Genomic DNA, 23395 nt, shown 5'->3' on the forward strand with positions numbered 1-23395 from the left:
ATTCAATGAATACAAGGAACATTATGGAAACTCTAGATAAAATCAAAAAACAAATCAGCGAAAATCCGATTCTGATTTACATGAAAGGCTCGCCAAAATTCCCTTCTTGCGGTTTCTCTGCTCGTGCGGTGGAAGCGTTGATTAACTGTGGCGTACCCTTCGGTTATGTGGATATTTTGCAACATCCGGATATTCGTGCTGAATTACCGGCTTACGCCAATTGGCCGACATTCCCGCAATTATGGGTAGAAGGCGAGTTAATCGGCGGTTGTGACATCGTGTTGGAAATGTTTCAACAAGGTGAACTTAAAACCTTATTAGAAGAAGTCGCCGCAAGACATACGCAAGCATAAAAACGTTTTGAAATACAACCGCACTTTGGCTTCCCCAAGTGCGGTTTTTTGTTGTCTGCCACAGGGCAAATTTGATGGCTTATGCTATAATTCTCCGCAAATTTTTACCGCACTTTAGGATCAATATGTCGCTTCAATTCAATATGATTGCGTTACTTTTAGTGGTGTTAATTTTGCTCGGCATTCTTAGCCACAACAGCTCTATCACTATCTCTGCCGCAGTGCTGCTGATCATGCAACAAACGCTTCTCGCTAAATATATTCCCTATTTGGAAAAATACGGCTTGAGCATTGGTATTGTGATTTTAACCATCGGCGTTTTGAGCCCGTTGGTTTCCGGTAAAATTCAGCTTCCCGGCCTGTCGGCATTTGTCAGTTGGAAAATGTTCGTTGCCATTGCAGTGGGTGTATTGGTCGCCTGGCTTGCGGGCAAAGGCGTTCCGCTGATGGGGGAACAACCTGTCTTAGTGACAGGCTTGGTGATTGGCACCATTATTGGTGTCTCTTTTCTGGGCGGTATCCCTGTCGGACCACTTATCGCTGCCGGTATTTTGGCATTACTCATAGGAAAATTCTAATGAAAAACAAATGGTTATTTATCGCTGCATTGAGCGGTTTCTTATGTGTGACGATTGGCGCTTTTGCGGCACACGGATTAAGCAAGGTTTTAGATCCTAAAGCTTTAGCGTGGATTGAAACCGGTGTGAAATATCAAATGTTCCATACCCTTGCCATCATGGGTATCGGCATTGCGCAATTGTGCCGTGAATCATTGGTTGCCGGCAAAATGGCCAATTTCGCTGCGGGTGCATGGGCATTCGGTATTCTTCTTTTTAGCGGCAGTCTTTATGCACTCGCGCTTGGCGCAGGACAATTCCTGGTTTGGGTAACTCCTGTCGGCGGTACGTTATTTTTAATCGGCTGGTTTTGCTTGGCTTACGGCAGTTTGAAAAAGTAAATAGGTATGAAGAACAAATCAGTAAAACGTGAAGTAACCTCTTTACAGCAATCCCTTTTTTCTCAACTCAACGACATCATGCGGCTGGATCAACGCCGTTTATCCGCCCGCATTCATGGCATCGGCAAGATTAAAAGCCAAGAGGCGCAACAAGCCGTTGCGGCTGAAATCCAACAACAAATTGAACAAGCAAGATTTCGTGTAGAACAACGGAAAAGTGCGGTGCAAAATCTCATCGTTTTTCCGGAAAGCCTGCCTGTTAGCCAACGCAAAGCAGAAATTCAAAAACTGCTTTCCGAGCATCAAGTGATCGTCGTGGCGGGGGAAACCGGTTCAGGGAAAACCACGCAGTTGCCGAAAATGTGTTTGGAGCTTGGCTTAGGCAATCTCGGCACAATCGGACACACCCAACCGCGCCGTATTGCCGCCCGTTCGGTAGCTGCTCGAATCGCCGAAGAATTACAAACAGAGCTTGGCGATTTAGTGGGGTATAAAGTCCGTTTTAATGATCAGATTAGCGATAACACCCAAATCAAGTTGATGACAGACGGGATTTTGCTGGCTGAAATTCAAACGGATCGTTTCCTCAATCAATATTCTTGCCTGATTATTGATGAAGCCCATGAACGCAGCTTGAACAACGATTTTATTCTCGGTTATCTGAAACAGTTGCTACCACGCCGTCCGGACTTAAAAGTCATTATCACCTCGGCCACCATTGATGTGGAACGTTTTTCTAAACATTTTAATAACGCGCCGATTATTGAAGTCTCGGGCAGAACTTATCCCGTGGAAGTGCGTTATCGCCCTGTTGCGGAAGAAGACGATCAAGATCAGCTACAAGGCATTCTTAATGCGGTGGATGAGCTGCAAGCGGAAGGGCGCGGCGATATTTTGATCTTTATGAACGGTGAACGGGAAATTCGAGACACCGCCGAAGCCTTGCAAAAGCAAAATCTAAAACACACGGAAATCCTACCGCTCTTTGCCCGCTTGTCTGCGCAAGAACAAAACAAAATTTTTCATCCGAGTGGGCTAAATCGCATTGTGTTAGCGACCAACGTTGCGGAAACCTCGCTCACCGTGCCAGGCATTAAATATGTGATTGACCCAGGCACGGCGCGTATTTCCCGTTATAGCTATCGCACCAAAGTGCAACGCTTGCCGATTGAGCCGATTTCACAGGCTTCTGCTAATCAGCGAAAAGGTCGTTGCGGACGGGTAAGTGAGGGCATTTGTATTCGTCTTTATTCGGAAGAGGATTTTAATAATCGCTCGGAATTTACCGATCCGGAAATTCTGCGTACCAATTTGGCTTCTGTCATTTTGCAAATGACGGCGTTGGGTTTGGACGACATTGAAGCGTTTCCTTTTGTCGATGCGCCGGATAAACGGCATATCCAAGATGGCGTGAAGTTATTGGAAGAGTTAGGCGCGATTCAACCGAAAAAATATAAATCTCATGATGGCGCGCGTCTCCCGACGCGTGTCCAAAATTTGACAAATGAAAGCTCGCGTCAGGAGACGCGCGCTAGCGAATTGACAGAGAAAAAGCAAGGTTGGGAACTTACCCCAATCGGTCGCCAACTTGCCCAACTTCCTGTCGATCCGCGCCTTGCCAAAATGCTTCTAAGTGCGGTCGATTTTGGCAGCGTTTATGAAGTGATGATTATTGTCTCGGCGTTATCCATTCAAGATCCGCGTGAGCGCCCAACCGAAAAACAACAGGCTTCCGATGAAAAACATCGTCGCTTTGCCGATAAAAAATCGGATTTCTTGGCGTTCTTGAATCTTTGGCATTATGTGCAAGAACAGCAAAAAGAATTAACGAAAAACCAATTCCGCCGTCAGTGCCAAAAGGATTTTTTAAATTATTTGCGCATTCGTGAATGGCAGGATATTTATCAACAAATTCGCCTTGCTGTGCGTGAAATGGGCTTGCCGATTAATTCGGAAAAAGCAGAATATCAGAAAATTCACACCGCACTTTTAAGTGGCTTGCTGTCGCATATCGGCTTAAAAGAAGCTGAAAAACAACAATATCTTGGCGCCCGCAATGCGCATTTTGCGATTTTCCCTAATTCCGTGCTTTTCAAAAAACAACCGAAATGGGTGATGGCGGCAGAGTTGGTGGAAACCTCCAAACTTTGGGGGCGCATGGTGGCGGAAATTGAGCCGGAATGGATTGAGCCGCTTGCCGAGCATTTAACGAAAAAATCCTATTCCGAGCCACGTTGGTCGAAATCTCGTGGGGCGGTGATTGCCGATGAAAAGGTGAGCTTGTATGGCGTGCCGATTGTGGCAGCCCGACCGGTGAATTATGGCTCGATTGACCCAATAGTGAGTCGTGAGCTCTTTATTCAATCTGCCTTGGTGGAAGGGGATTGGAACACCAAGCACAAATTTTTCAAGCAAAATCAGCAGCTGATTCGTGAAGTGGAGGAATTGGAACATAAAAGCCGTCGCCGCGATATTTTGGTGGACGAGCGCACCTTATTTGAGTTTTACGATCAGCGTATTGGCACGGAAGTGGTGTCGCAAAAACATTTTGATACTTGGTGGAAAAAGGTAGAAAAACAAGATCCCGAGCTGCTTAATTTTGAACGCTCATTCCTGATTAACGATGATGCGGAACAAGTGAGCAAGCTGGATTTCCCGAATTTCTGGCATCAAGGCAATTTAAAACTCAAATTAACTTATCAATTTGAACCGGGCACGGATGCGGACGGCGTGACCGTACATATTCCGTTGCCGTTGCTCAACCAAGTGGAAATGACGGGCTTTGATTGGCAAATTCCTGGTTTACGGGAAGAACTAGTCATCGCGCTGATTAAGTCTCTGCCGAAATCCTATCGCCGTAATTTCGTGCCTGCACCCAATTATGCGCAAGCCTTTTTAGGGCGTGCAGTGCCGTTGGAAAAACCGCTATTGGATACGCTGATTTATGAATTGCGTCGCATGAAGGGCGTCACCGTAGAAGCGGAACATTGGCATTGGGAACAAATCCCAAGCCATTTAAAAATGACTTTCCGCGTGGTGGATGAAAACGGCAAGAAAATCGCCGAATCCATGAATTTGGACGAGCTGAAATTTAGCTTAAAAGACCGTGTACAAGAAAGCATTTCTGCTGTGGCAGACGATGGCATTGAACAAAGCGGACTGCACATTTGGAGTTTTGCGGAGTTGCCGCAATGTTACGAACAAAAGCAGCGCGGTTTCAGTGTGAAAGCCTTTCCTGCCATTGTAGACGAAAAAGACGCAGTGGGCATTAAACTGTTTGAAACGGAATTTGAACAAGCGGTGGCAATGCAACAGGGGTTGCGCCGATTGTTGCTGCTCAACGTGCCGTCACCGATTAAATATCTGCATGAAAAATTGCCGAATAAGGCCAAATTGGGGCTGTATTTCACGCCATTTGGTCGTGTGTTGGATTTGATTGACGACTGCATCGCCTGTGCCGTGGATAAACTGATTGCGGATTTTGGCGGCTTTGTGTGGAATGAAGAAGGCTTTGATAAGCTACGCGATTTTGTGCGTGAAAATGTTAATGAAGTCACCGTAGATATTGCGCAAAAAGTGGAGCAGATCCTTACGCTCACACATCAGCTCAATCAACGCCTTAAAGGAAAAATGGATTTCACCATGGCGTTTGCCCTGTCTGATATGAAAAGCCAGATTTCAGGTTTGATTTATCAAGGCTTCGTGCAAAAAAGCGGCTATACCCGCCTGCCGGACTTACTCCGCTATCTGCAAGCCATCGACAAACGCATGGATAAACTCACTCAGGATGTGAATCGCGATCGTGCCGCTATGTTACGCGTGGAACAAGTGCAACAAGCCTACCAACAACTTCTTGCCAAACTGCCAAAATCCAAACCGATTTCTGATGAAGTGGCAGAGATTCGCTATATGATTGAGGAATTGCGCGTGAGTTTATTTGCGCAGCAGTTAGGGACCAAGTATCAGGTGTCGGATAAGCGGGTTTTGAATTTGATTAATGAAATTTAATAATTATGGGGAAAATATATGAACAACTATGTTGCGCCGAAATTTGATCTTAAGGCTTTTAATTGCCCGTTTTGTAATGCGTATGCCCATATGGAATGGGTGAGTTATCCAATAGGTGCATTTTCTGATTATAGTGAGGCTGAATGTTATAAATGTAAGAAAAAAAGTTTATGGAGAAAAGAAACACATACCGTTCCACTTGTAGGTGTAAGGACCGTAGGATTTATGATTTTCCCTGATACGGGAAATGCACCTTTTCCAGTAGACGATATGCCCGAAGATGTGAAGACAGATTATATGGAAGCAGCTTCTATTTTTAGCAAATCTCAGCGTGGTGGAGCAGCTTTGCTAAGATTGGCATTGCAGAAGTTATTAAAACACTTGGGTAAAGAGGGTAAAAACATTAATGCTGATATTCGTGCATTAGCAGGTGATGGTTCTTTGCCTGCTAAGGTGATACAAGTTGCAGATACCTTAAGAATTACTGGAAATAATGCAGTTCACCCAGGAACTATGTCAGATGAAGATTTTGATGATGTTGCAGAAAAAATGTTTGACTTAATTAACTTCATTGTTCGTAAAGCTATTACAGAACCAAAAGAGCTGGATGAATTATATTTGAAGACTCCTGAATCAGCTAGAAAGTCTGCAGAAAGCCAAGATACTAGAAATAGGGCTAAGTCTGAAGAGTAAATTTTGGAAAAGGCTAATACCACGATAGCGTGTGCGCTATCTATATTAGCCTCTAAGATAGCGCAAGCGTCCACGCTTGTGCTTATTTGGTCCAAGCGAGGACGCTTAAACCATCGTTCTGTTTTTAAAAGGTGCGGTCATTTTCCTCATCGTTTTTCATTTGCGTCTTGTATCTTCGATTTAAGAGGTGAATCGGGAGATATGCATATCATAGATTGATTGTGTCTTTATGTAATAATTTATGTTTATGATGCCTTGGAGCTAAATACTTAATAAGCATAAAGAAATCAAATGGAGTGATGGTGATTTTTTTTTGTGCTAAAATTTTAAGAGAAGTGCAAGGGTGCATTTCTTATCATTGATGATAACTAGTCTATTTTTTAACTTTATGGTACCTATTATGAAAAATGTAAGTAAGTTAAATAAAAATACAAGCATGAAATTATCTACGGCAGCAGTCGTACTTCTTTCTGCATTTGGTGTCTCTACGCTTGCCAACGCAGCAGCACCGGAACACTTTATTAGTGTTGCTCCTGGGGCTCCTACAACAAAAGGCAACTACAATAATGATGGGGCAAAATCAGACGATTCCGTTGCTATTGGTAAAGATGCTGCGGCTGGTTTTTCAAAGGATGTTGCAGTTGGTGATAATGCTAAGGCTAATGACCATACTACCAGCAAAGACCAAAAAATTGGTGGCGCAACAGCTATTGGCACTGACACAGTTGCTAGAGGAAATGGTGCTAGTGCATACGGTTATGGTGCAAAAGCTATAGGCGACTATAATTCTGCATTAGGTAATCAGGCTAGTGCGACAGGGACTGCTACAACTGCAGTTGGGGTATCAAGTAATGCTTCAGGCGCTTACTCTGCCGCTTTGGGTATAGCCTCAAAAGCAACAAATACCGGTTCAATTGGTATTGGTTTAGCATCAGATGCAGATGCCGGTGCGACAGGTTCTGGTGCAGTTTCAATCGGTAGTCAAGCTGGTGCAAGCATTCAAGATTCTGTAGCGTTGGGATCTAATTCTAAAACAACCGTAAATAGCGGTGTTCAAGGTTATGATCCATCAACCGGAAACAAAACCGATGCAACTTGGCAATCAACGAAAGGGGCAGTTTCTGTTGGTGATGTTGACAAGAATATCACTCGTCAAATTACCAGTGTTGCCGCTGGTAAAAAAGACACTGATGCAGTGAACGTGGCTCAGTTAAAATCTTTAGACGGTAAAGTTGAGAAAAACAAAGCAGATATTGCAACCAACAAAGCAGATATTGCAACCAACAAAGCAGATATTGCAACTAATAAAGCTGATATCGCAACCAACAAAGCAGATATTGCAACCAACAAAGCAGATATTGCAACCAACAAAGCAGATATTGCAACCAACAAAGCAGATATTGCAACTAATAAAGCTGATATCGCAACCAACAAAGCAGATATTGCAACCAACAAAGCAGATATTGCAACTAATAAAGCTGATATCGCAACCAATAAAACCAATATTACGACTAATACAGCTAATATTGCGACTAACACGGGTAAGATTACAGCTAATACAGCTAATATTGCGACTAACACAGCTAACATTCAGACCAATGCGAATAATATTGCGGCGATTAACACTCAATTAGCGGCTAATAACAATTCCATCAATGAATTGCGTGGCAATGTAAATCTCTTAAACAAAGACTTAAGAGGCGGCGTTGCGAGTGCGATTTCTCACGCTTCCGTTCCTCAATCCACGAAAGCCGGTGCAATCGGTGTGGGTGTGGGTACCGGTTTCTATGGTGGTCAATCTGCGGTTTCTCTTGGTGTGTCCGGTGTTACCCCTAATGAAAATTGGGTGTTTAAAGCCAGTGTTTCTACCAACAGCCGTGGTAACTACGGTGTGGGTGCCGGTGCGCTTTACCAATGGTAATAAACCGTTAATCCCGAGTTAATCGGAGCATAATAAAAAAGCCATTCTGAAATAGAATGGCTTTTTTGTTGCGATGAGGAATTACGCCAAGATTTTGTCTAATTCTTTGCTGACATCTTCCACTTTTTGCGTGCCGTCTAAACGGAAATATTGGGTGTTGCCCGCTTTGGCTTCTGCTTGGTAGTAGTCTACTAATGGTTTGGTGGTGTTGTGATACACTTTCAGGCGATCTAACACGGTTTCCGGTTTGTCGTCGGCACGGATAATTAAATCTTCGCCGGTCACATCGTCTTTACCTTCCACTTTTGGTGGGTTGTAAACGATGTGGTAAGAACGACCGGAAGGTTGGTGTACACGACGACCGCTCATGCGTTCTACGATCACTTCATCTGGCACATCAAATTCCAATACATAATCAATCGCGATACCGGCAGATTTCAATGCGTCTGCTTGTGGAATCGTACGAGGGAAACCGTCAAGTAAGAAACCTTTGGCGCAGTCAGGTTGTGCTACGCGTTCTTTTACTAAGGAAATGATTAAATCATCCGGCACTAATTGACCGGCGTCCATTAAGGTTTTGGCTTGTTTGCCTAATTCGGTGCCGGCTTTGATCGCAGAGCGTAACATGTCGCCCGTGGAAATTTGCGGGATGGCAAATTTATTCATGATGAATTGTGCTTGTGTGCCTTTTCCTGCGCCCGGTGCGCCTAATAGAATAATTTTCATGTTGTCCTCTTTTTTAAATGAAAAATAACTGAAAAAACCACCGCACTTTTCCGCTAATGGGAAGAAAGTGCGGTCGTTTTTGAAAATGTTTTATTAATCGTGGCGTATGGTTGCTTAATTCCCTAAAAATGTCAATTGCCAGCATTCAGCGTGGTGACTTTTTCATTCCACGGAGCTACCCAGCATAAGCAGAGCATGCCCGGGATGGCTAAAAATAAGCAAATCCAGAAGAAATAGTAGTAGCCTACTGCCGCAACGATTTCGCCGGACAGTGCGCCAAGCCCTTTGCTCGGTAAGGCGGCAAGGCTGGTAAATAACGCCAGTTGAGTCGCGGTGTAAAGCGGGTTGGTTTCACGTGCCATAAAGGCAACAAACGCCGCGGTGCCAAGCCCCACGCCAATATATTCACCACAAATCACAATGCCGAGCTTTAAGCGTGCTGCGTTATCGACAACGTGGAAATAATCAAATCCGGCAAGCCAAATAAAGCCACCGATAGTAATCAGTTGAATAAAACCAAAGACCCAAAGCGCGCGGTTAATGCCGAGACGCAACATCACAATGCCGCCTGCCATGCCGGCAATAATGCTCGACCACAGCGCCGTGCTTTTTACCACTAAGGCAATGTCGGTTTTGCTAAAGCCCATGTCCACGATGAATTTACTTTGTAACGTGGTGGCAAGGGCATCGCCGAATTTATACAGGAACAGAAAGGCAATAAAGCCAATACCTGCATAAATGCCTTTACGTTGGAAAAATTCTTGTAGCGGAATGGTAAAGGCTTGATAGAACGGCTGTTTGTTTTGATGAATTTGAATTTGTGGCTCGCGGCTTAAAAAGAAGGTCATGAACAGTCCGCACAGCATGAAAAGTGCGGTCAATAAAAACACCGTTTCCCATGGCAGGAACGTGGCGAGATACAATGACAGTCCACCGGGAATCAAGCCTGCAATGCGATAAGCATTAATGTGAATGGTATTGCCCAAACCCAGTTCGTTATCGCGCAAAATTTCTCGTCGATAGGCATCTAACACAATGTCTTGAGTGGCGGACATAAAGGCGATGAACGTGGCCAGAAAAATGACAATCTGCATTTGTTCTTTCGGATCGTATAAACCGATCAGGTAAAGACTCAGCAGAAGCAAGAGTTGGGAAATGGCAAGCCAACTGCGACGGCGACCGAGAAATCGAGGAAAATAGCGATCCAGTAAAGGCGCCCACAAAAATTTGAGCGTGTAGGGTAGGGTGACTAAGGTAAAAGCGCCGATGGTTTGCACGCTAATGCCATTGTCCGACAACCAAATCGGCAACATCTGCAACAGCACGAAAAGTGGCAAACCGGAGCTGAAGCCGGTAAAGACACAAATCAGCATATTTCGGCTGAAAATTTGGGTGGCGAGAGAAGGCTTAATCGGTTGTTCTGTCATCATGATTTCAGGGCAATTTTATTCGACGGCAATTTCTTTAATGCGGAGTTCATCGCCGCTTTGGCGTTGTAAATGCGCGCTGCCGCAATTTGGGCACGTGCTGTTATTGGCTTGAATTTCGACGAGTTGTTTACAATCCCAACACCAAGCTTTGGCGGGAATGGAAATTAAATGAAGCTTACAATTTTCCGCCGGTGTGCCTTGCGCTGCCATTTCAAAGCCAAACTCTAACGCACTGGGCTCAATGCAAGAAAGGGCACCGACCTCCAGCCAGAGGTCGGTGACTTTGTTGACATTGTGTTGTTTGCATTGCTGCTCAACAATTTCAATGATGTTTTGACACAAAGAGAGTTCGTGCATAAGGCTTAATCCCGATAGCCTTTTGGATTATTTTTTTGCCAATTCCACGTGTCTTTCATCATTTGAGCTAAGCCACGTTCTGCTTTCCAGCCCAATTCTTTGGCCGCAAGGCTCGGGTCGGAATAACAGGTGGCGATGTCGCCCGGACGACGATCCACTAATTTATAAGGAATTTGAATGTCATTTGCTTGTTCAAACGCTTTCACCATATCTAATACGGAATAGCCCACGCCGGTGCCTAAATTATAAATGTGCAAACCGGCATCGTCTTGATGGCGATCCAACGCTTTTGAGTGGCCAATCGCCAAATCCACCACATGAATGTAATCACGCACGCCGGTGCCATCATGGGTGTCGTAGTCGCTACCGAATACGGAAAGCTGAGGCAATTTGCCGATTGCCACTTGGCTGATATAAGGCAATAAGTTGTTTGGAATGCCATTCGGGTCTTCACCAATTAAACCGCTTTCATGTGCGCCCACCGGATTGAAATAGCGCAAAATGGTCATGCTGAATTTCGGCTCTGCTTTGGCAATATCACGTAGGATTTGTTCCACCATAAACTTAGAGGTGCCGTACGGGTTGGTCGTGCCGCCCACTTTGCAGTTTTCGGTAATCGGAATGATTTCAGGATCGCCGTAAACGGTGGCGGAAGAACTGAAAACAAAATTCCACACGCCGGCTTTTTTCATTTCTTGTAATAAAACCAATGAGCCGGTGACGTTGTTCATATAGTATTCAGCAGGTTTTTGCACGCTTTCGCCAACGGCTTTTAACCCGGCGAAGTGAATGACGGAATGAATCTGATTTTCAGCAAAGATTTTTTGTAACAAGTCGCGATCTAACACATCGCCTTCATAAAATTTTACGCTCTTGCCGGTGATTTGTTTTACGCGTTCTAAGGATTTTGGCGAAGAGTTGCAAAGATTGTCTAATACCACCACATCTTTGCCTGCGTTTAATAATTCGACGACAGTATGCGAGCCGATATAACCGGCACCGCCGGTCACTAAAATGGTCATTGGGTTTCTCCTTAATTTATAAAATAAATTTGGCGCTAGTATAGCACCGATTGTTTCATCAAAAAATGAGCTTTATTAATAAGTTATTTACTTTTAGAGAATTGTTTTTATCAAGATTTCTATGTTGTTAAAACTAAGGGATTTTTAGTGTTTAAGTAGCCTAAAAAAATAATGATGTTTTTTAACGATTTCTTGCGCAAACGTTTACTTCTTTTGGCGTTGAGGTAAAATAGCGCCTCTTTTTTTCAACGACAAATTAAAAGGTAATTTCATGTCATCTTCTCCATCTTCCGCTTTAGAAAAACGCTTTGAGTTGACTAAACGCGGTTCTACCGTACGCAAAGAAATTGTTGCCGGTTTAACCACTTTCCTTGCCATGGTGTATTCCGTTATCGTTGTGCCGAACATGTTAAGTGCGGCGGGTTTCCCGGCGGAATCGGTCTTTATTGCAACCTGTTTAGTTGCGGGCTTAGGCTCACTCTTAATCGGTTTTTGGGCGAATGCGCCAATGGCGATCGGTTGTGCTATTTCTTTAACCGCATTTACCGCGTTTAGCTTGGTTATCGGACAAAAAGTGAGTATTCCGGTCGCCTTAGGTGCGGTCTTTTTAATGGGGGTTTTCTTCACCCTGATTTCTGCCACAGGTATTCGCGCTTGGATTTTACGTAATTTACCGGTGGGTATTGCACACGGTGCGGGTATCGGTATCGGTTTATTCTTGCTTTTAATTGCCGCAAATGGGGTTGGGCTTGTGGTGAGCAACCAAGCTGGTTTGCCGGTAAAATTGGGCGAGTTCACTGCGTTTCCGGTGATGATGTCATTAATTGGTTTGGCGTTAATTATCGGCTTAGAAAAAATGCAAGTGAAAGGTGGTATTTTATGGGTGATTATCGCCATTACCGTGGTCGGCTTAATTTTCGATCCGAATGTCACCTTTAACGGCCAGGTCTTTAAAATGCCAAGTTTCGGCGAGGAGTCTTTATTCTTGCAATTAGACATCATGGGCGCATTACAACCGGCGATTTTACCGGTGGTGTTCGCTTTAGTGATGACTGCGGTATTTGATGCTACAGGCACCATCCGTGCAGTGGCAGGACAAGCGGATTTATTGGATAAAGACGGTCAAATCATTAATGGCGGTAAAGCCTTAACGTCCGACTCCGTAAGTAGCTTATTCTCCGGTATTTTCGGCACAGCACCGGCAGCCGTGTATATCGAATCCGCAGCAGGGACTGCTGCTGGCGGCAAAACCGGTATCACCGCCATCGTTGTTGGCGTATTGTTCCTATTAATGTTGTTCTTCCAACCATTAGCGTTTTTAGTGCCAAACTATGCGACAGCACCGGCGCTAATGTACGTGGGATTATTGATGTTAAGCAACGTCAGCAAATTGGATTTTGACGATTTCGTTGGCGCCATGAGCGGGTTGATTTGTGCGGTATTTATCGTGTTAACGGCAAATATCGTGACCGGCATCATGTTGGGCTTCGCTGCATTGGTGATTGGCCGTGTGGTGAGTGGCGACTTCAAACGCTTAAATATCGGTACCGTTGTGATTGCTGTTGTTTTAGTGGCTTTCTACGCTTGCGGTTGGGCGATTTAATTCAGCCAATAAAGACAACAAAGGCGCATTTTGATGCGCCTTTTTGTTTGCCTTAATTTTGAAAAACAGTGAAAAAACCGACCGCACTTTGTAGCTTATCATCGTAGAAGATCAGCGGAATGCGTTGGCGTTGCCAAGGGGCGACGTTCAACTGTTGCCACACTTTTTTAATGTCTTTATTCACGCCGTTTGGGGTTAATTTCACCTTACCCGAATAACGAAATCGAATCCAAATTTTCGTTCTCTCTAACGGTAAAGCCAAGGTTTCTTTATGTGTGTTGCCGTTTTCATCCTGCCAAAGTGCGGTCATTTTTTCGGTTGTTTTTTGTAGCAACAGCGTGCCTAAATGATCCGGCAAGGGAATGGGGTGATCAAATGTTGCCTCAACATATTTCTGTGAAATATCGGTAAACATCGGTGTGAGAAATAAACGGTTTTGATAGCGGCGGACAATGTTATCGTCTAGGCGAAATTGTGGTTGTGCATCGGCTTTCGCGAAAATAACATCCGAAATAATTTGTTCTAATTGCGCGAGAGAGGGGAGGGCAACGCCCCAATCTTGCAACCATAAGCGTAATAAGGCGCGTTGTTTCACAGAGGAATAGTTGGCGAAATGTTGTAGCTGAAAAGTGCGGTCATTTTTTACGATGTTTTTTTGATATTCTTCCGCTAACAGTTCATTAAGTAGTTGCTGTTGTTCATAGCAATGTTGTGCGGAACGTTGCACTGCCGAATCAAAATGCGCCCAGCGTTGGCGCAATTCAGGCAACACGATGTTACGCAGGAAATTGCGATCGTATTGATTATCTTCGTTGCTTTCATCCTCAACCCAACTCAGTCCTTGCTGTTGTACAAATGCCTGTAATTGTTGGCGGCTAAAATTCAATAAGGGGCGAAAAATGGGTACACCGTAAACGTTGCTTTTCGACGGCATGGCGCCTAAACCTTGCACGCCACTGCCGCGTTTTAGGGCAAGAAAAAACGTTTCCGTTTGATCTTGTTGATGGTGTGCCGTGGTGAGCCATTCAGTTGGTAAAATTTGCTGTGCAATGGCTTCATAACGGGCTTGGCGGGCACCTGCCTCAATGCCGTTTTCTATGCTGACGTTCACGTGTTGAATTTGCAATGGAATATGGAATTGGCGGCAAATTTGTTGACAATGGGCTGACCAAGCATCGGCATGGGCGCTTAATCCGTGATGAATATGAATGGCGCGCAGCTGAAAGTGCGGTTGCTTTTCACGGAGTTTCGCAAATAAAGCGAGCAGCGCGGTGGAATCCAAACCACCGCTAAACCCAATAAGAAAGTGAGTTTGGTTTGGGGCTAGTCGTTGTAATTGCTGTGAGAATTGTTCAAGAAGCATAGGCGGATAAAATTTCCTCCCGTTGGACGGGAGGAAGTTGAGAATTATGCAATTTTTTGTGCTTTGTAATGGCTGCGCGGATGGACGATGAGCTCTCGGGCGGCAATGATTTGTAATTCATATTCGCTCCGTTCTAACGTCGTTTGCATGACATCATTGACAGCATTCGCCATGTGTTCAAACGCCTCTACATCTGATTTGCCATTGAGTAGGTTGGCGAGGAATAAACCGGCGGTTAAATCACCCACGCCGACAGGTTCGCGATCAAATGGATGCAACGGACGGGAAATGTGCCACATGCCTTGTTCGGTTGCCAACAACATTTCAAATTGTGTTGCATCTTTGCCTACTTTGCTTAAATGCTTGACTAGCACTTTTTTCGGCCCTTTTGCCAAAATAGCTTGTACGGCAGTCAGTGCCTGTTCAAAGTTTTCAACCAGTAGGCCGCTTAATTCACGGAGTTCCACCAAATTCGGTGTAATAATATCCGCTTCTGAAACAATGTTAATCAGACCTTCACGCACACCGTCTGCCACGATACAGCCTTTATCCGGGTGTCCCATCACAGGATCGCATAAATAAAGTGCATGAGGATTGATGGCCTTGATTTTATGAACAGCGTTGATAATTTCGTCAATTTGCTCGGCAGACCCCAAATAACCGGAAACCACCGCATCACATTTTTTCAAGGCATCAATTTCATCAATGCCGCGTACGATTTCGCCGATTTGTTCTTTTGGAATGACAATGCCTGTCCATTTTCCGTATTGGGTGTGATTGGAAAATTGCACGGTATTTAACGCCCAAACGTCAATACCGTGCAATTGCATTGGGAAGGTTGCCGACTTGTTGCCGGCGTAGCCATAAACCACATGAGATTGAATTGAAAGTACGTGTTTCATTGCCTTTTCTCCTTTTCTTCTCTTTTGACTACGCCGGAAAGTGCGGTGGGATTTTTATTTGTTTTTCTTTGTCTATGCGTAACCGTAGCTCATTAAGCGTTGATAACGGCGATCCAACAGATTTTCTTGATTTAGCACGTCTAAATCAGCTAAGTCTTCAAGTAAACGTTTTTTCAAGTTTTTCGCCATTTCAGCATAATTACGATGTGCCCCACCGAGAGGTTCACGCACGATGTTGTCAATCAAACCAAGTTCTTTTAAACGATTGGCGGTTAAACCCATTACTTCTGCTGCGGTGGAGGCTTTATCGGCGCTTTTCCACAAAATAGATGCACAACCTTCCGGAGAAATAACAGAGTAGGTGGAGTATTGCAACATGTTGACTTTATCACCTACGCCGATAGCCAAGGCACCGCCGGAACCGCCTTCACCGATAACGGTACAAATCACCGGCACTTTTAAGAGGGACATTTCGCGTAAGTTACGTGCGATGGCTTCTGATTGACCGCGTTCTTCCGCGCCTACGCCAGGGTAGGCTCCCGGGGTGTCAATGAAGGTGATTATAGGCAATTTGAAACGCTCTGCCATTTGCATGAGGCGTAATGCTTTGCGGTAACCTTCCGGTGCCGGCATACCAAAGTTACGTTTTACTTTGTCTTTTACCGTACGGCCTTTTTGGTGGCCAATAACCATGACCGGTCTGCCGTCTAAACGGGCTAAACCACCGATGATTGCTTTGTCATCGGCAAAAGCACGATCGCCGGCAAGTTCTTCAAATTCGGTGAAAATATGTTCGATGTAGTCAAGAGTATAAGGACGATTTGGATGACGGGACATTTTAGAAACTTGCCACGCATCTAAATTTGCAAAAGTTTTTTCGGTTAATTCGATGCTTTTTTTCTGTAAGCGAGCAATTTCATCATCAAGATTAATGTCATTATCTTGGTTTGCCATAGCGCGTAAAGATTCGATTTTCGCTTCAAGTTCGGCAATGGGTAATTCAAAATCTAAGTATTCTTGACTCATTTGTAATTCCTAATTTTATGAAAAATTTGTACCGCACTTTAACAAGATTTTAGAGTGGGTGCAATCAGACGGAATATTTTATGTGTTTTTTTCATAAAAGTCATAAATTTTAATCTGGTAACACCAGCTAAGGCTATGTAATCAAAGTAATTTATGGTGTTTATCGAATAAAGGAAGAATGAAAAAAATGACTGAAATATCGAGTTATGCTTCAATTGACAATCAGCTAAAACGATTTTATTATGTAGTCACTTTCAAGATAAGATGTCTGAAAGTCAGGATTGGTCTCCTGAAATAAGCGGGCTGAAGGTATAAACACTTTTAGTATCAGTTTTATGTCGCAAGCTACAAACCATCATCAGTCAATGGTGGACTAGGTAGAAACCCGCAGGGATGCGACGCAGTATACCGCTTACTGTTAAGACCAATTCTGCTTAGTTCACCACCCAATCCTAAGTTTCATTTCTAATTAATCTTAATTTCGATATTTTCTTTCTGACCGATGTTACTTCAGGTGTTTTTCTAGCTTTAAAAATGTATTTACAGAAATAAAAAAGCCCTGAAAATTCAAGGCTTTTTTTACTATTTTTACTACGTTATTCCCACTCAATCGTTGCTGGTGGCTTGCCGCTAATGTCATACACGACGCGGGAAATACCGTTCACTTCGTTGATGATACGGTTGGAGACTTTGCCTAATAAATCATAAGGCAAATGTGCCCAATGTGCGGTCATAAAATCGATTGTTTCTACGGCACGCAAGGAAATCACCCAGTCATATTTACGTCCGTCGCCCATGACGCCGACAGATTTCACCGGTAGGAACACGCTGAAGGCTTGGCTGGTTTTTTCATACCAACCGCTGTTGCGTAATTCTTCGATAAAGATGGCATCCGCACGGCGTAATAAATCGCAGTATTCTTTTTTCACTTCGCCGAGTACACGCACGCCTAAACCCGGGCCAGGGAATGGGTGGCGATTGATCATTTCAGCCGGTAAGCCTAAAGCTAGACCGATTTTACGCACTTCATCTTTGAACAATTCACGTAACGGTTCGACTAAGCCGAGTTTCATATAATCCGGTAAGCCGCCTACGTTGTGGTGGGATTTAATCACATGCGCTTTGCCTGTTTTGCTCGCAGCAGATTCGATCACGTCAGGGTAAATGGTACCTTGTGCCAACCATTTGACGTTGGTAAGTTTTTTCGACTCATCATCAAAAACATCCACAAACACCTTACCGATAATTTTACGTTTCGCTTCCGGATCCGATACGCCGGCAAGTTCGCCTAAGAAACGGCTTTCTGCATCCACACGCGTGATGTTCAAGCCGAATTTATTGCCGAACATTTCCATGACTTGATCGCCTTCGTTTAAACGCAATAAACCGTTATCGACAAACACGCAATGTAAGTTTTTGCCGATGGCGCGATGTAATAACAACGCAACTACAGAGGAATCCACGCCGCCGGATAAACCTAAAATCACTTCGTCATCGCCTACTTGCTCTTTAATGCGGGCAACGGCGTCTTCAATGATGTTTTCGGCAGTCCATTTGGTTTCGCAACCGCAAATGTTCACCACGAAATTGGTTAATAATTCCAAGCCTTTTTTAGTGTGTGTGACTTCAGGGTGGAATTGTACGCCATAGAAATGGCGGCTTTCATCAGACATTGCGGCAATCGGACAAGTTGGTGTTGTACCGGTCACTTGGAAGTTTTGTGGCAAGCGGGTGACTTTGTCGCCATGGCTCATCCACACATCCAATTTATTGTCGCCGTCATTGAGATCGGCGAAAAGTGCGGTGGCATTTTCCATTAAAACGGAAGCATAGCCGAACTCGCGGTGATCAGAGGTTTCTGTTAAACCGCCAAGTTGCATTGCCATGGTTTGCATGCCGTAGCAAATGCCCAGTACCGGCACACCCGCGTTAAAAACATATTCTGGCGCACGCGGGCTGTTTTCTTCCGTGGTACTTTCCGGGCCACCGGAAAGAATAATCCCGGTTGGGTTGAAATCACGGATTTGTTGTTCAGTCACATCCCACGCCCAAAGTTCGCAATAAACACCGATTTCACGCACACGACGGGCGATAAGTTGGGTGTATTGGGAACCAAAGTCGAGGATGAGGATTTTATGATTGTGGATGTTGGTCATGGTTTTCTCTAACAATTTCTATGTATGCTGGGATAGATTGAATTTCGGTCGCACTGTCATGACAATAAATTGTACCGCGCGCCCAAACTGGTGGCGCATTCTACCATTTCCCCCTTATAAGGTAAACGATAGCATCGCTTGGCAACGTAAAGTGCGGTGTTTTTTTCTGCGTTTTAAAACGCGTTGAAAACCGACCGCACTTTATGCCGTATTAAACGGCAGGAATGAAGAATTCAGTAGCGATGATGACGCAAATAAAGCCGACGAGCATTGGCACAGACATACGTTTTACGATTTCAAATGGTGAAATTTTTGCCATACCGGATACGGCAACTACAACGCCGGAGACAGGTGATAAACCACGACCCAAGTTGGACGCTTGCAACATCGGGATCGTTAAGTAGGCAGGGTTAGCGCCCATTTGAGTGGCAAGTTTCGGAATTAATTCAGCGAAGGCGTAGAAGGCTGCGTTGCCGGAACCAGTTGCCATCGTCGCCAAAATCGTAATGACGGCGAGCACCAACATCATGATGAGTCCGCTGCCACCGAAGGATTGGGCAGAATCAATGAGGTTCGTGATGAAACCGATTGTGCTTAAGCTTTGGGCAAAGACTCCGGCGGCTACTAATAACATGACTACGCCGGCAAAGGCATCTGCCATACCACGATAAGCCACGATTAAGTTATCGAAGGTTTTTTTCGCGCTGAAATTACGGGCAAAGTCAATTATCGCCGTGATGATGAAACAAAGAATGATAATGGTGACAATGTGTAATTTCGGTAAGCCCCATTGGCCATCAAACAGCAATACGCCGATAATTGGCAGTAAAGGTAAAATGGCATAGAACGTTGGCACGTCGGTTTTGATGTCGGTGACATCCAATGTGGTGGTTACCACGCCTTCTTTGCGATCTAAATAACGTTGCCAGAAGAAATGCGCAATGGCGATACCGCAAATAGCAAAGAGGGAAACCGGCAAGCTAGTAGAAAAGGCAAATTCGCTCAGTGGAATTTTAGAGATTTCCGCAGACAACACCACATCACCGGAGGTCGGGGATAAAATGATGGAAATCGGTGAAGCGCAGATTGCCGCCGCCGCGCCGCGGGAAATACCCACGTTGACCATCACCGGGAATAACGTCGCCATCAATAGCACACCTAAGCCTGTTGCTGAAGAAACTGCAAAAGACATTAAGCAGGCGAGAAAGTAAGCAAAGATCATTAAAACGTAAGGGGAACGTACATTTTTGAGTGGTTTGGAAACAAGTTTCACCACCATATCGTTTGCGCCTAAATGCGTCATGTAAGCGGAGAAACCGCATAACACCATGATCATTAAGCCTAAACCGCCGCTACGGTTAGACAGCAAGTATTTTACATACTCAATAATGTCTAAATAGGTTGAACCCGTGCTTTTTACATTTTCCGGCAAAATAGAATGTCCCATCAGCACAGAAAGTAGTAGTAACACTAAACCGCCGAACATTAACACGCCCGTGGCGGAATAACCTTTTACGATGTAATACGCAACGAGCACAATTGCGACTAGACCGATAATTAAATCCATAATATCTCCTTAGGTTGTATTTATAGATGCCTGAATGTAGCGAAAAAATAAAGCCGTTGTAAACGGCTTTAATTTGAAATTTTGAGGTTGATCATAAAAAGTGCGGTGTTTTTTTCAGGTGTTTTTCTTACACCGCCTTTTCTTGCGATCCTTTTTATTTTTCGCTTAAGTAAATGCTTTTATCTTGCGCATCTCTTGGCAAGATTAAGTTTAATACCACAGCCGTGATGCCACCTGCTGCAATGGCATTGCGGAAAACATCCGGCAGCATTTTGAACACTTCCGGTTCAAAAGCGACACCTAAACCCACGCCCACTGCGGTGGCCGCGATAACCGCTTCACGGCGATTGATTCCGTGAGTCATGATGATTCGCACACCGGCGATGGCGATTAATCCGAACATTAATACCATTGCGCCACCGAGTACCGGGCTTGGAATGGTGGTGAATGCGCGTCCGACAATTGGGAATAAACCAAATAACACTAAAATGGCCGCGATAAATTTCCCAACATGACGTGAAGCCACGCCGGTCATTTGAATGACACCGTTATTTTGTGCAAAGGTGGTGAGCGGTAAAGATCCTAAGGCAGTGGCAATCACAGACACCAAGCCATCGGCAAACACGCCACCGCGTAAACGTTGGCGGAATTCTTCACCTTCATAAGGTTGACCGGAAACCATTGCTGTTGCCGTTAAGTCACCGACAGCTTCAAAAACACTTAATAAATAGATGATGGCGGCAACCCAAAATGCTGACCAGTCAAAAGCAAAACCATACTTAAATGGCACTGGAATGGTAAAGATGTCCACGTTTTTTAATGGAGAAAAATCGACCATGCCCAAGCATAACGCAACGATATAGCCTGCGATTAAGCCAACGGCAATGCCGCTCATGCGTAAAAACGGATTGCGCATGCAGTTAAAAATTAACACAACGACCAGCACTAAACCGGCTAAGCCGATGTTTTGTAGTGAGCCAAAGGCTTCTGTTCCTTTGGCACCGAAACCGCCACCAAAATCGGTAATGCCGATATCGATCAAACTTAAACCGATAAGTAATACCACGACACCGCTTACGGTTGGAGTAATGACGCGTTTTAAATAAGGCAAAATCCAAGCCGCACCACAAACTAAAAAAGCACCGACGAAAGAAATACCAAGCAAGGTTGAAATCATGGTGTGTTCGTCAATGCCATTGTCTTTCATGCTCAATCCCACAGCAATCATGACGCTCACGAAAGAGAAATTGACCGATTGAATGGAAAGCATGCCCGAGCCAATAAAACCGAAACGATGCACTTGAATATAGGTACCGATGCCGGATGCAACCATGGCCATAGACACTAAGTAGGCGGTCATGTGTACCGGTAAATTTAGCGCGCCCCCGACAATCAGGGCAGGGGTAACCATCGGCACAAAAATGGCTAATAAATGGGTGATTGCACTAATTAGTGCGTTGAAAAAGGGCGGTTTATCTTCGAGGCGATAGACTAAATCCGCTTCCTCTGTTTGGTGTTGAGCGTGTTCCATAAAATGATCCTTAGATACGCTGGGGTTAGGAGAATAAGAGGGCGGTATTTTAGTGAATTTTATGATCTTGCGCAAACGATTGCTTTTATGTTGGGAAAAATATTTTACGTTTATTAAAAGGACTAGAAGAGAAAATAAAAAGTGCGGTCGATTTTCAAAACGTTTTTAAAATCGACCGCACTTCTTGTGAAAGATAAAACCCAATTAGCTCATGCGATAGTTCGGAGCTTCTTTGGTGATGGTGACATCATGTACGTGGCTTTCTTGAATACCCGCGCCACTGATACGCACGAATTGTGCTTTTGTACGTAATTCATCGATGGTGGCGCAGCCGGTTAAGCCCATACAAGAACGCAATCCGCCCATTTGTTGGTGAATGATTTCTTTGAGTAAACCTTTATAAGGAATACGGCCTTCAATACCTTCCGGCACTAATTTGTCGGCAGCGTTATCGGATTGGAAATAACGGTCGCTTGAGCCTTTCGCCATGGCACCAAGAGAGCCCATGCCGCGATAAGATTTGAACGCACGGCCTTGATACAGTTCAATTTCGCCCGGTGCTTCTTCTGTACCGGCAAACATGGAACCGACCATGACGCAACTGGCGCCTGCAGCAAGTGCTTTCGCGATGTCGCCGGAGTAACGGATACCGCCGTCAGCAATGACTGGGATGCCGCGATCTTTTAAGGCTTCAGCCGCATCAGAAATGGCGGTAATTTGTGGCACACCCACGCCGGTGACGATACGGGTGGTACAAATAGAGCCGGGGCCAATTCCTACTTTAACTGCGCTAGCACCGGCATCTGCCAAGGCAAGCGCACCTTCTGCGGTGGCGACGTTACCGGCAACAATCGGTAAATTCGGATATTTTGCACGCGTTTCACGCACACGTTGTAACACGCCTTCGGAGTGGCCATGAGAAGAGTCGATTAATAAAACATCGACGCCCGCTTTGACTAACGCATCAATGCGTTCTTCGTTGCCAGGACCTGCGCCAACCGCTGCGCCGACGCGCAAACGACCAAATTCATCTTTACAGGCATTCGGTTTTTGTTCTGCTTTTTGATAGTCCTTTAAGGTAATCATACCTTTTAATTTGAAGTTATCATCAACAATTAACACTTTTTCTACGCGATGTTCATGCATTAATTGGAAGATTTCTTCACGTTTTGCCCCTTCTTTAGCAGTAACCAAACGAGATTTCGGTGTCATGAAATCGGCAACGGTTTTGTTTAAATCAGACACAAAGCGGGTATCGCGACCGGTGATAATACCGACCAAGTTACCTTCAGCATCGACAACCGGATAACCGGCAAAGCCATTTTTCTGTGCAATGGCTTTTAATTCGCTGATGGTTAATGTTGGTGTTACCGTAATGGGATCGGATACCACACCGCTTTCAAATTTTTTCACTTTACGCACACGATCCACTTGGCGTTCAATGGACATATTTTTATGAATAAAGCCAATACCGCCTTCTTGTGCAAGGGAAATAGCCAATTTCGTTTCGGTTACCGTATCCATTGCCGCTGACAACATAGGAATGTTTAAACGAATCGTTGAGGTTAATTGAGTAGAAAGGTTAGCTGTGTTAGGCAACACAGTAGAGTGAGCTGGAACAAGAAGAACGTCGTCAAATGTGAGTGCTTCTTTTAAGATGCGTAATGCCATTGCAATATCTCTCTTTAAGTTAAAATGATGAAAAAATATTGCGGGCGGATTATACAGATCCATCCTGTATTTGAAAAGAAAAAATGATAAAAAATTTGCATTTTTAGC

18 protein-coding genes are annotated in these 23395 nt (G+C 44.6%); 7 read left to right on the forward strand and 11 right to left on the reverse strand.

From position 1 onward, the window contains the following. Window positions 1-23 precede the first annotated feature (23 nt). From grxD to AC30SH_RS03385, 6 genes are all read left to right on the forward strand, one after another. Window positions 24-353, forward strand: coding sequence for a Grx4 family monothiol glutaredoxin (grxD, locus tag AC30SH_RS03360; protein ID WP_212509751.1), 330 nt, complete (start codon window positions 24-26; stop codon window positions 351-353). A gap of 125 nt (window positions 354-478) precedes the next feature. Continuing rightward, window positions 479-931 (forward strand): DUF441 domain-containing protein, encoded by a 453-nt coding sequence (locus AC30SH_RS03365; protein WP_048750312.1) that lies wholly within the window; start codon window positions 479-481, stop codon window positions 929-931. Further along, window positions 931-1311 (forward strand): DUF423 domain-containing protein, encoded by a 381-nt coding sequence (locus AC30SH_RS03370; protein WP_212509750.1) that lies wholly within the window; start codon window positions 931-933, stop codon window positions 1309-1311. The genes AC30SH_RS03365 and AC30SH_RS03370 overlap by 1 nt, the downstream gene beginning before the upstream one ends. Window positions 1312-1317: 6 nt before the next feature. Next, a complete protein-coding gene (hrpA, locus tag AC30SH_RS03375) occupies window positions 1318-5319 on the forward strand; it encodes an ATP-dependent RNA helicase HrpA (RefSeq protein ID WP_489582113.1) in 4002 nt (1333 codons plus the stop codon). Window positions 5320-5337: 18 nt separating this feature from the next. Beyond that, window positions 5338-6012 carry a DUF4145 domain-containing protein gene (locus AC30SH_RS03380; RefSeq protein WP_489582114.1) on the forward strand — a complete coding sequence of 225 codons (675 nt, stop codon included), beginning with the start codon at window positions 5338-5340 and terminating at the stop codon, window positions 6010-6012. A 400-nt stretch (window positions 6013-6412) separates the two neighbouring features. Further along, a complete protein-coding gene (locus AC30SH_RS03385; RefSeq protein WP_489582115.1) occupies window positions 6413-7933 on the forward strand; it encodes a YadA family autotransporter adhesin in 1521 nt (506 codons plus the stop codon). 81 nt (window positions 7934-8014) lie between these two features. On the opposite strand, the gene adk is transcribed toward AC30SH_RS03385, so the two are convergent. The 4 genes from adk to galE form a co-directional block, all read right to left on the reverse strand. Then, window positions 8015-8659, reverse strand: coding sequence for an adenylate kinase (gene adk, locus AC30SH_RS03390; protein ID WP_111306554.1), 645 nt, complete (start codon window positions 8657-8659; stop codon window positions 8015-8017). A 131-nt stretch (window positions 8660-8790) separates the two neighbouring features. After that, a complete protein-coding gene (locus tag AC30SH_RS03395) occupies window positions 8791-10089 on the reverse strand; it encodes an MFS transporter (protein ID WP_485861356.1) in 1299 nt (432 codons plus the stop codon). Between the two features lie 15 nt (window positions 10090-10104). Beyond that, entirely contained in the window at window positions 10105-10446 is a 342-nt protein-coding gene (gene hypA / locus AC30SH_RS03400) for a hydrogenase maturation nickel metallochaperone HypA (protein ID WP_111294867.1), read from the reverse strand. Window positions 10447-10451: 5 nt separating this feature from the next. Next, window positions 10452-11468: a UDP-glucose 4-epimerase GalE gene (galE, locus tag AC30SH_RS03405; protein WP_489582116.1), complete on the reverse strand. Its 1017-nt coding sequence runs from the start codon at window positions 11466-11468 to the stop codon at window positions 10452-10454. A 271-nt stretch (window positions 11469-11739) separates the two neighbouring features. Between galE and AC30SH_RS03410 the strand changes: the two genes are divergently transcribed. After that, on the forward strand, window positions 11740-13071 hold the full coding sequence (locus AC30SH_RS03410) for an NCS2 family permease (RefSeq protein ID WP_442540037.1): 1332 nt from the start codon (window positions 11740-11742) through the stop codon (window positions 13069-13071). 52 nt (window positions 13072-13123) lie between these two features. Here the strand turns inward: AC30SH_RS03410 and tilS are convergent, their stop codons facing one another. From tilS to guaB, 7 genes are all read right to left on the reverse strand, one after another. Next, complete coding sequence (gene tilS, locus AC30SH_RS03415; RefSeq protein ID WP_489582117.1) at window positions 13124-14434, reverse strand: tRNA lysidine(34) synthetase TilS; 1311 nt, start codon at window positions 14432-14434, stop codon at window positions 13124-13126. A 44-nt stretch (window positions 14435-14478) separates the two neighbouring features. Beyond that, on the reverse strand, window positions 14479-15336 hold the full coding sequence (gene pdxY, locus AC30SH_RS03420) for a pyridoxal kinase PdxY (RefSeq protein ID WP_489582118.1): 858 nt from the start codon (window positions 15334-15336) through the stop codon (window positions 14479-14481). 72 nt (window positions 15337-15408) lie between these two features. Continuing rightward, complete coding sequence (accA, locus tag AC30SH_RS03425; RefSeq protein WP_006718686.1) at window positions 15409-16362, reverse strand: acetyl-CoA carboxylase carboxyl transferase subunit alpha; 954 nt, start codon at window positions 16360-16362, stop codon at window positions 15409-15411. A gap of 596 nt (window positions 16363-16958) precedes the next feature. Then, window positions 16959-18518 (reverse strand): glutamine-hydrolyzing GMP synthase, encoded by a 1560-nt coding sequence (gene guaA, locus AC30SH_RS03430; protein WP_489582119.1) that lies wholly within the window; start codon window positions 18516-18518, stop codon window positions 16959-16961. Window positions 18519-18729: 211 nt separating this feature from the next. Next, window positions 18730-20085 (reverse strand): anaerobic C4-dicarboxylate transporter DcuC, encoded by a 1356-nt coding sequence (gene dcuC, locus AC30SH_RS03435; protein ID WP_489582120.1) that lies wholly within the window; start codon window positions 20083-20085, stop codon window positions 18730-18732. A gap of 154 nt (window positions 20086-20239) precedes the next feature. Beyond that, window positions 20240-21616 carry a nucleobase:cation symporter-2 family protein gene (locus AC30SH_RS03440; RefSeq protein WP_489582121.1) on the reverse strand — a complete coding sequence of 459 codons (1377 nt, stop codon included), beginning with the start codon at window positions 21614-21616 and terminating at the stop codon, window positions 20240-20242. A 204-nt stretch (window positions 21617-21820) separates the two neighbouring features. Then, on the reverse strand, window positions 21821-23287 hold the full coding sequence (gene guaB / locus AC30SH_RS03445) for an IMP dehydrogenase (RefSeq protein WP_315028556.1): 1467 nt from the start codon (window positions 23285-23287) through the stop codon (window positions 21821-21823). Window positions 23288-23395: the final 108 nt, after the last annotated feature.

The sequence above is a fragment of the Aggregatibacter sp. HK296 genome (genome assembly GCF_980469475.1).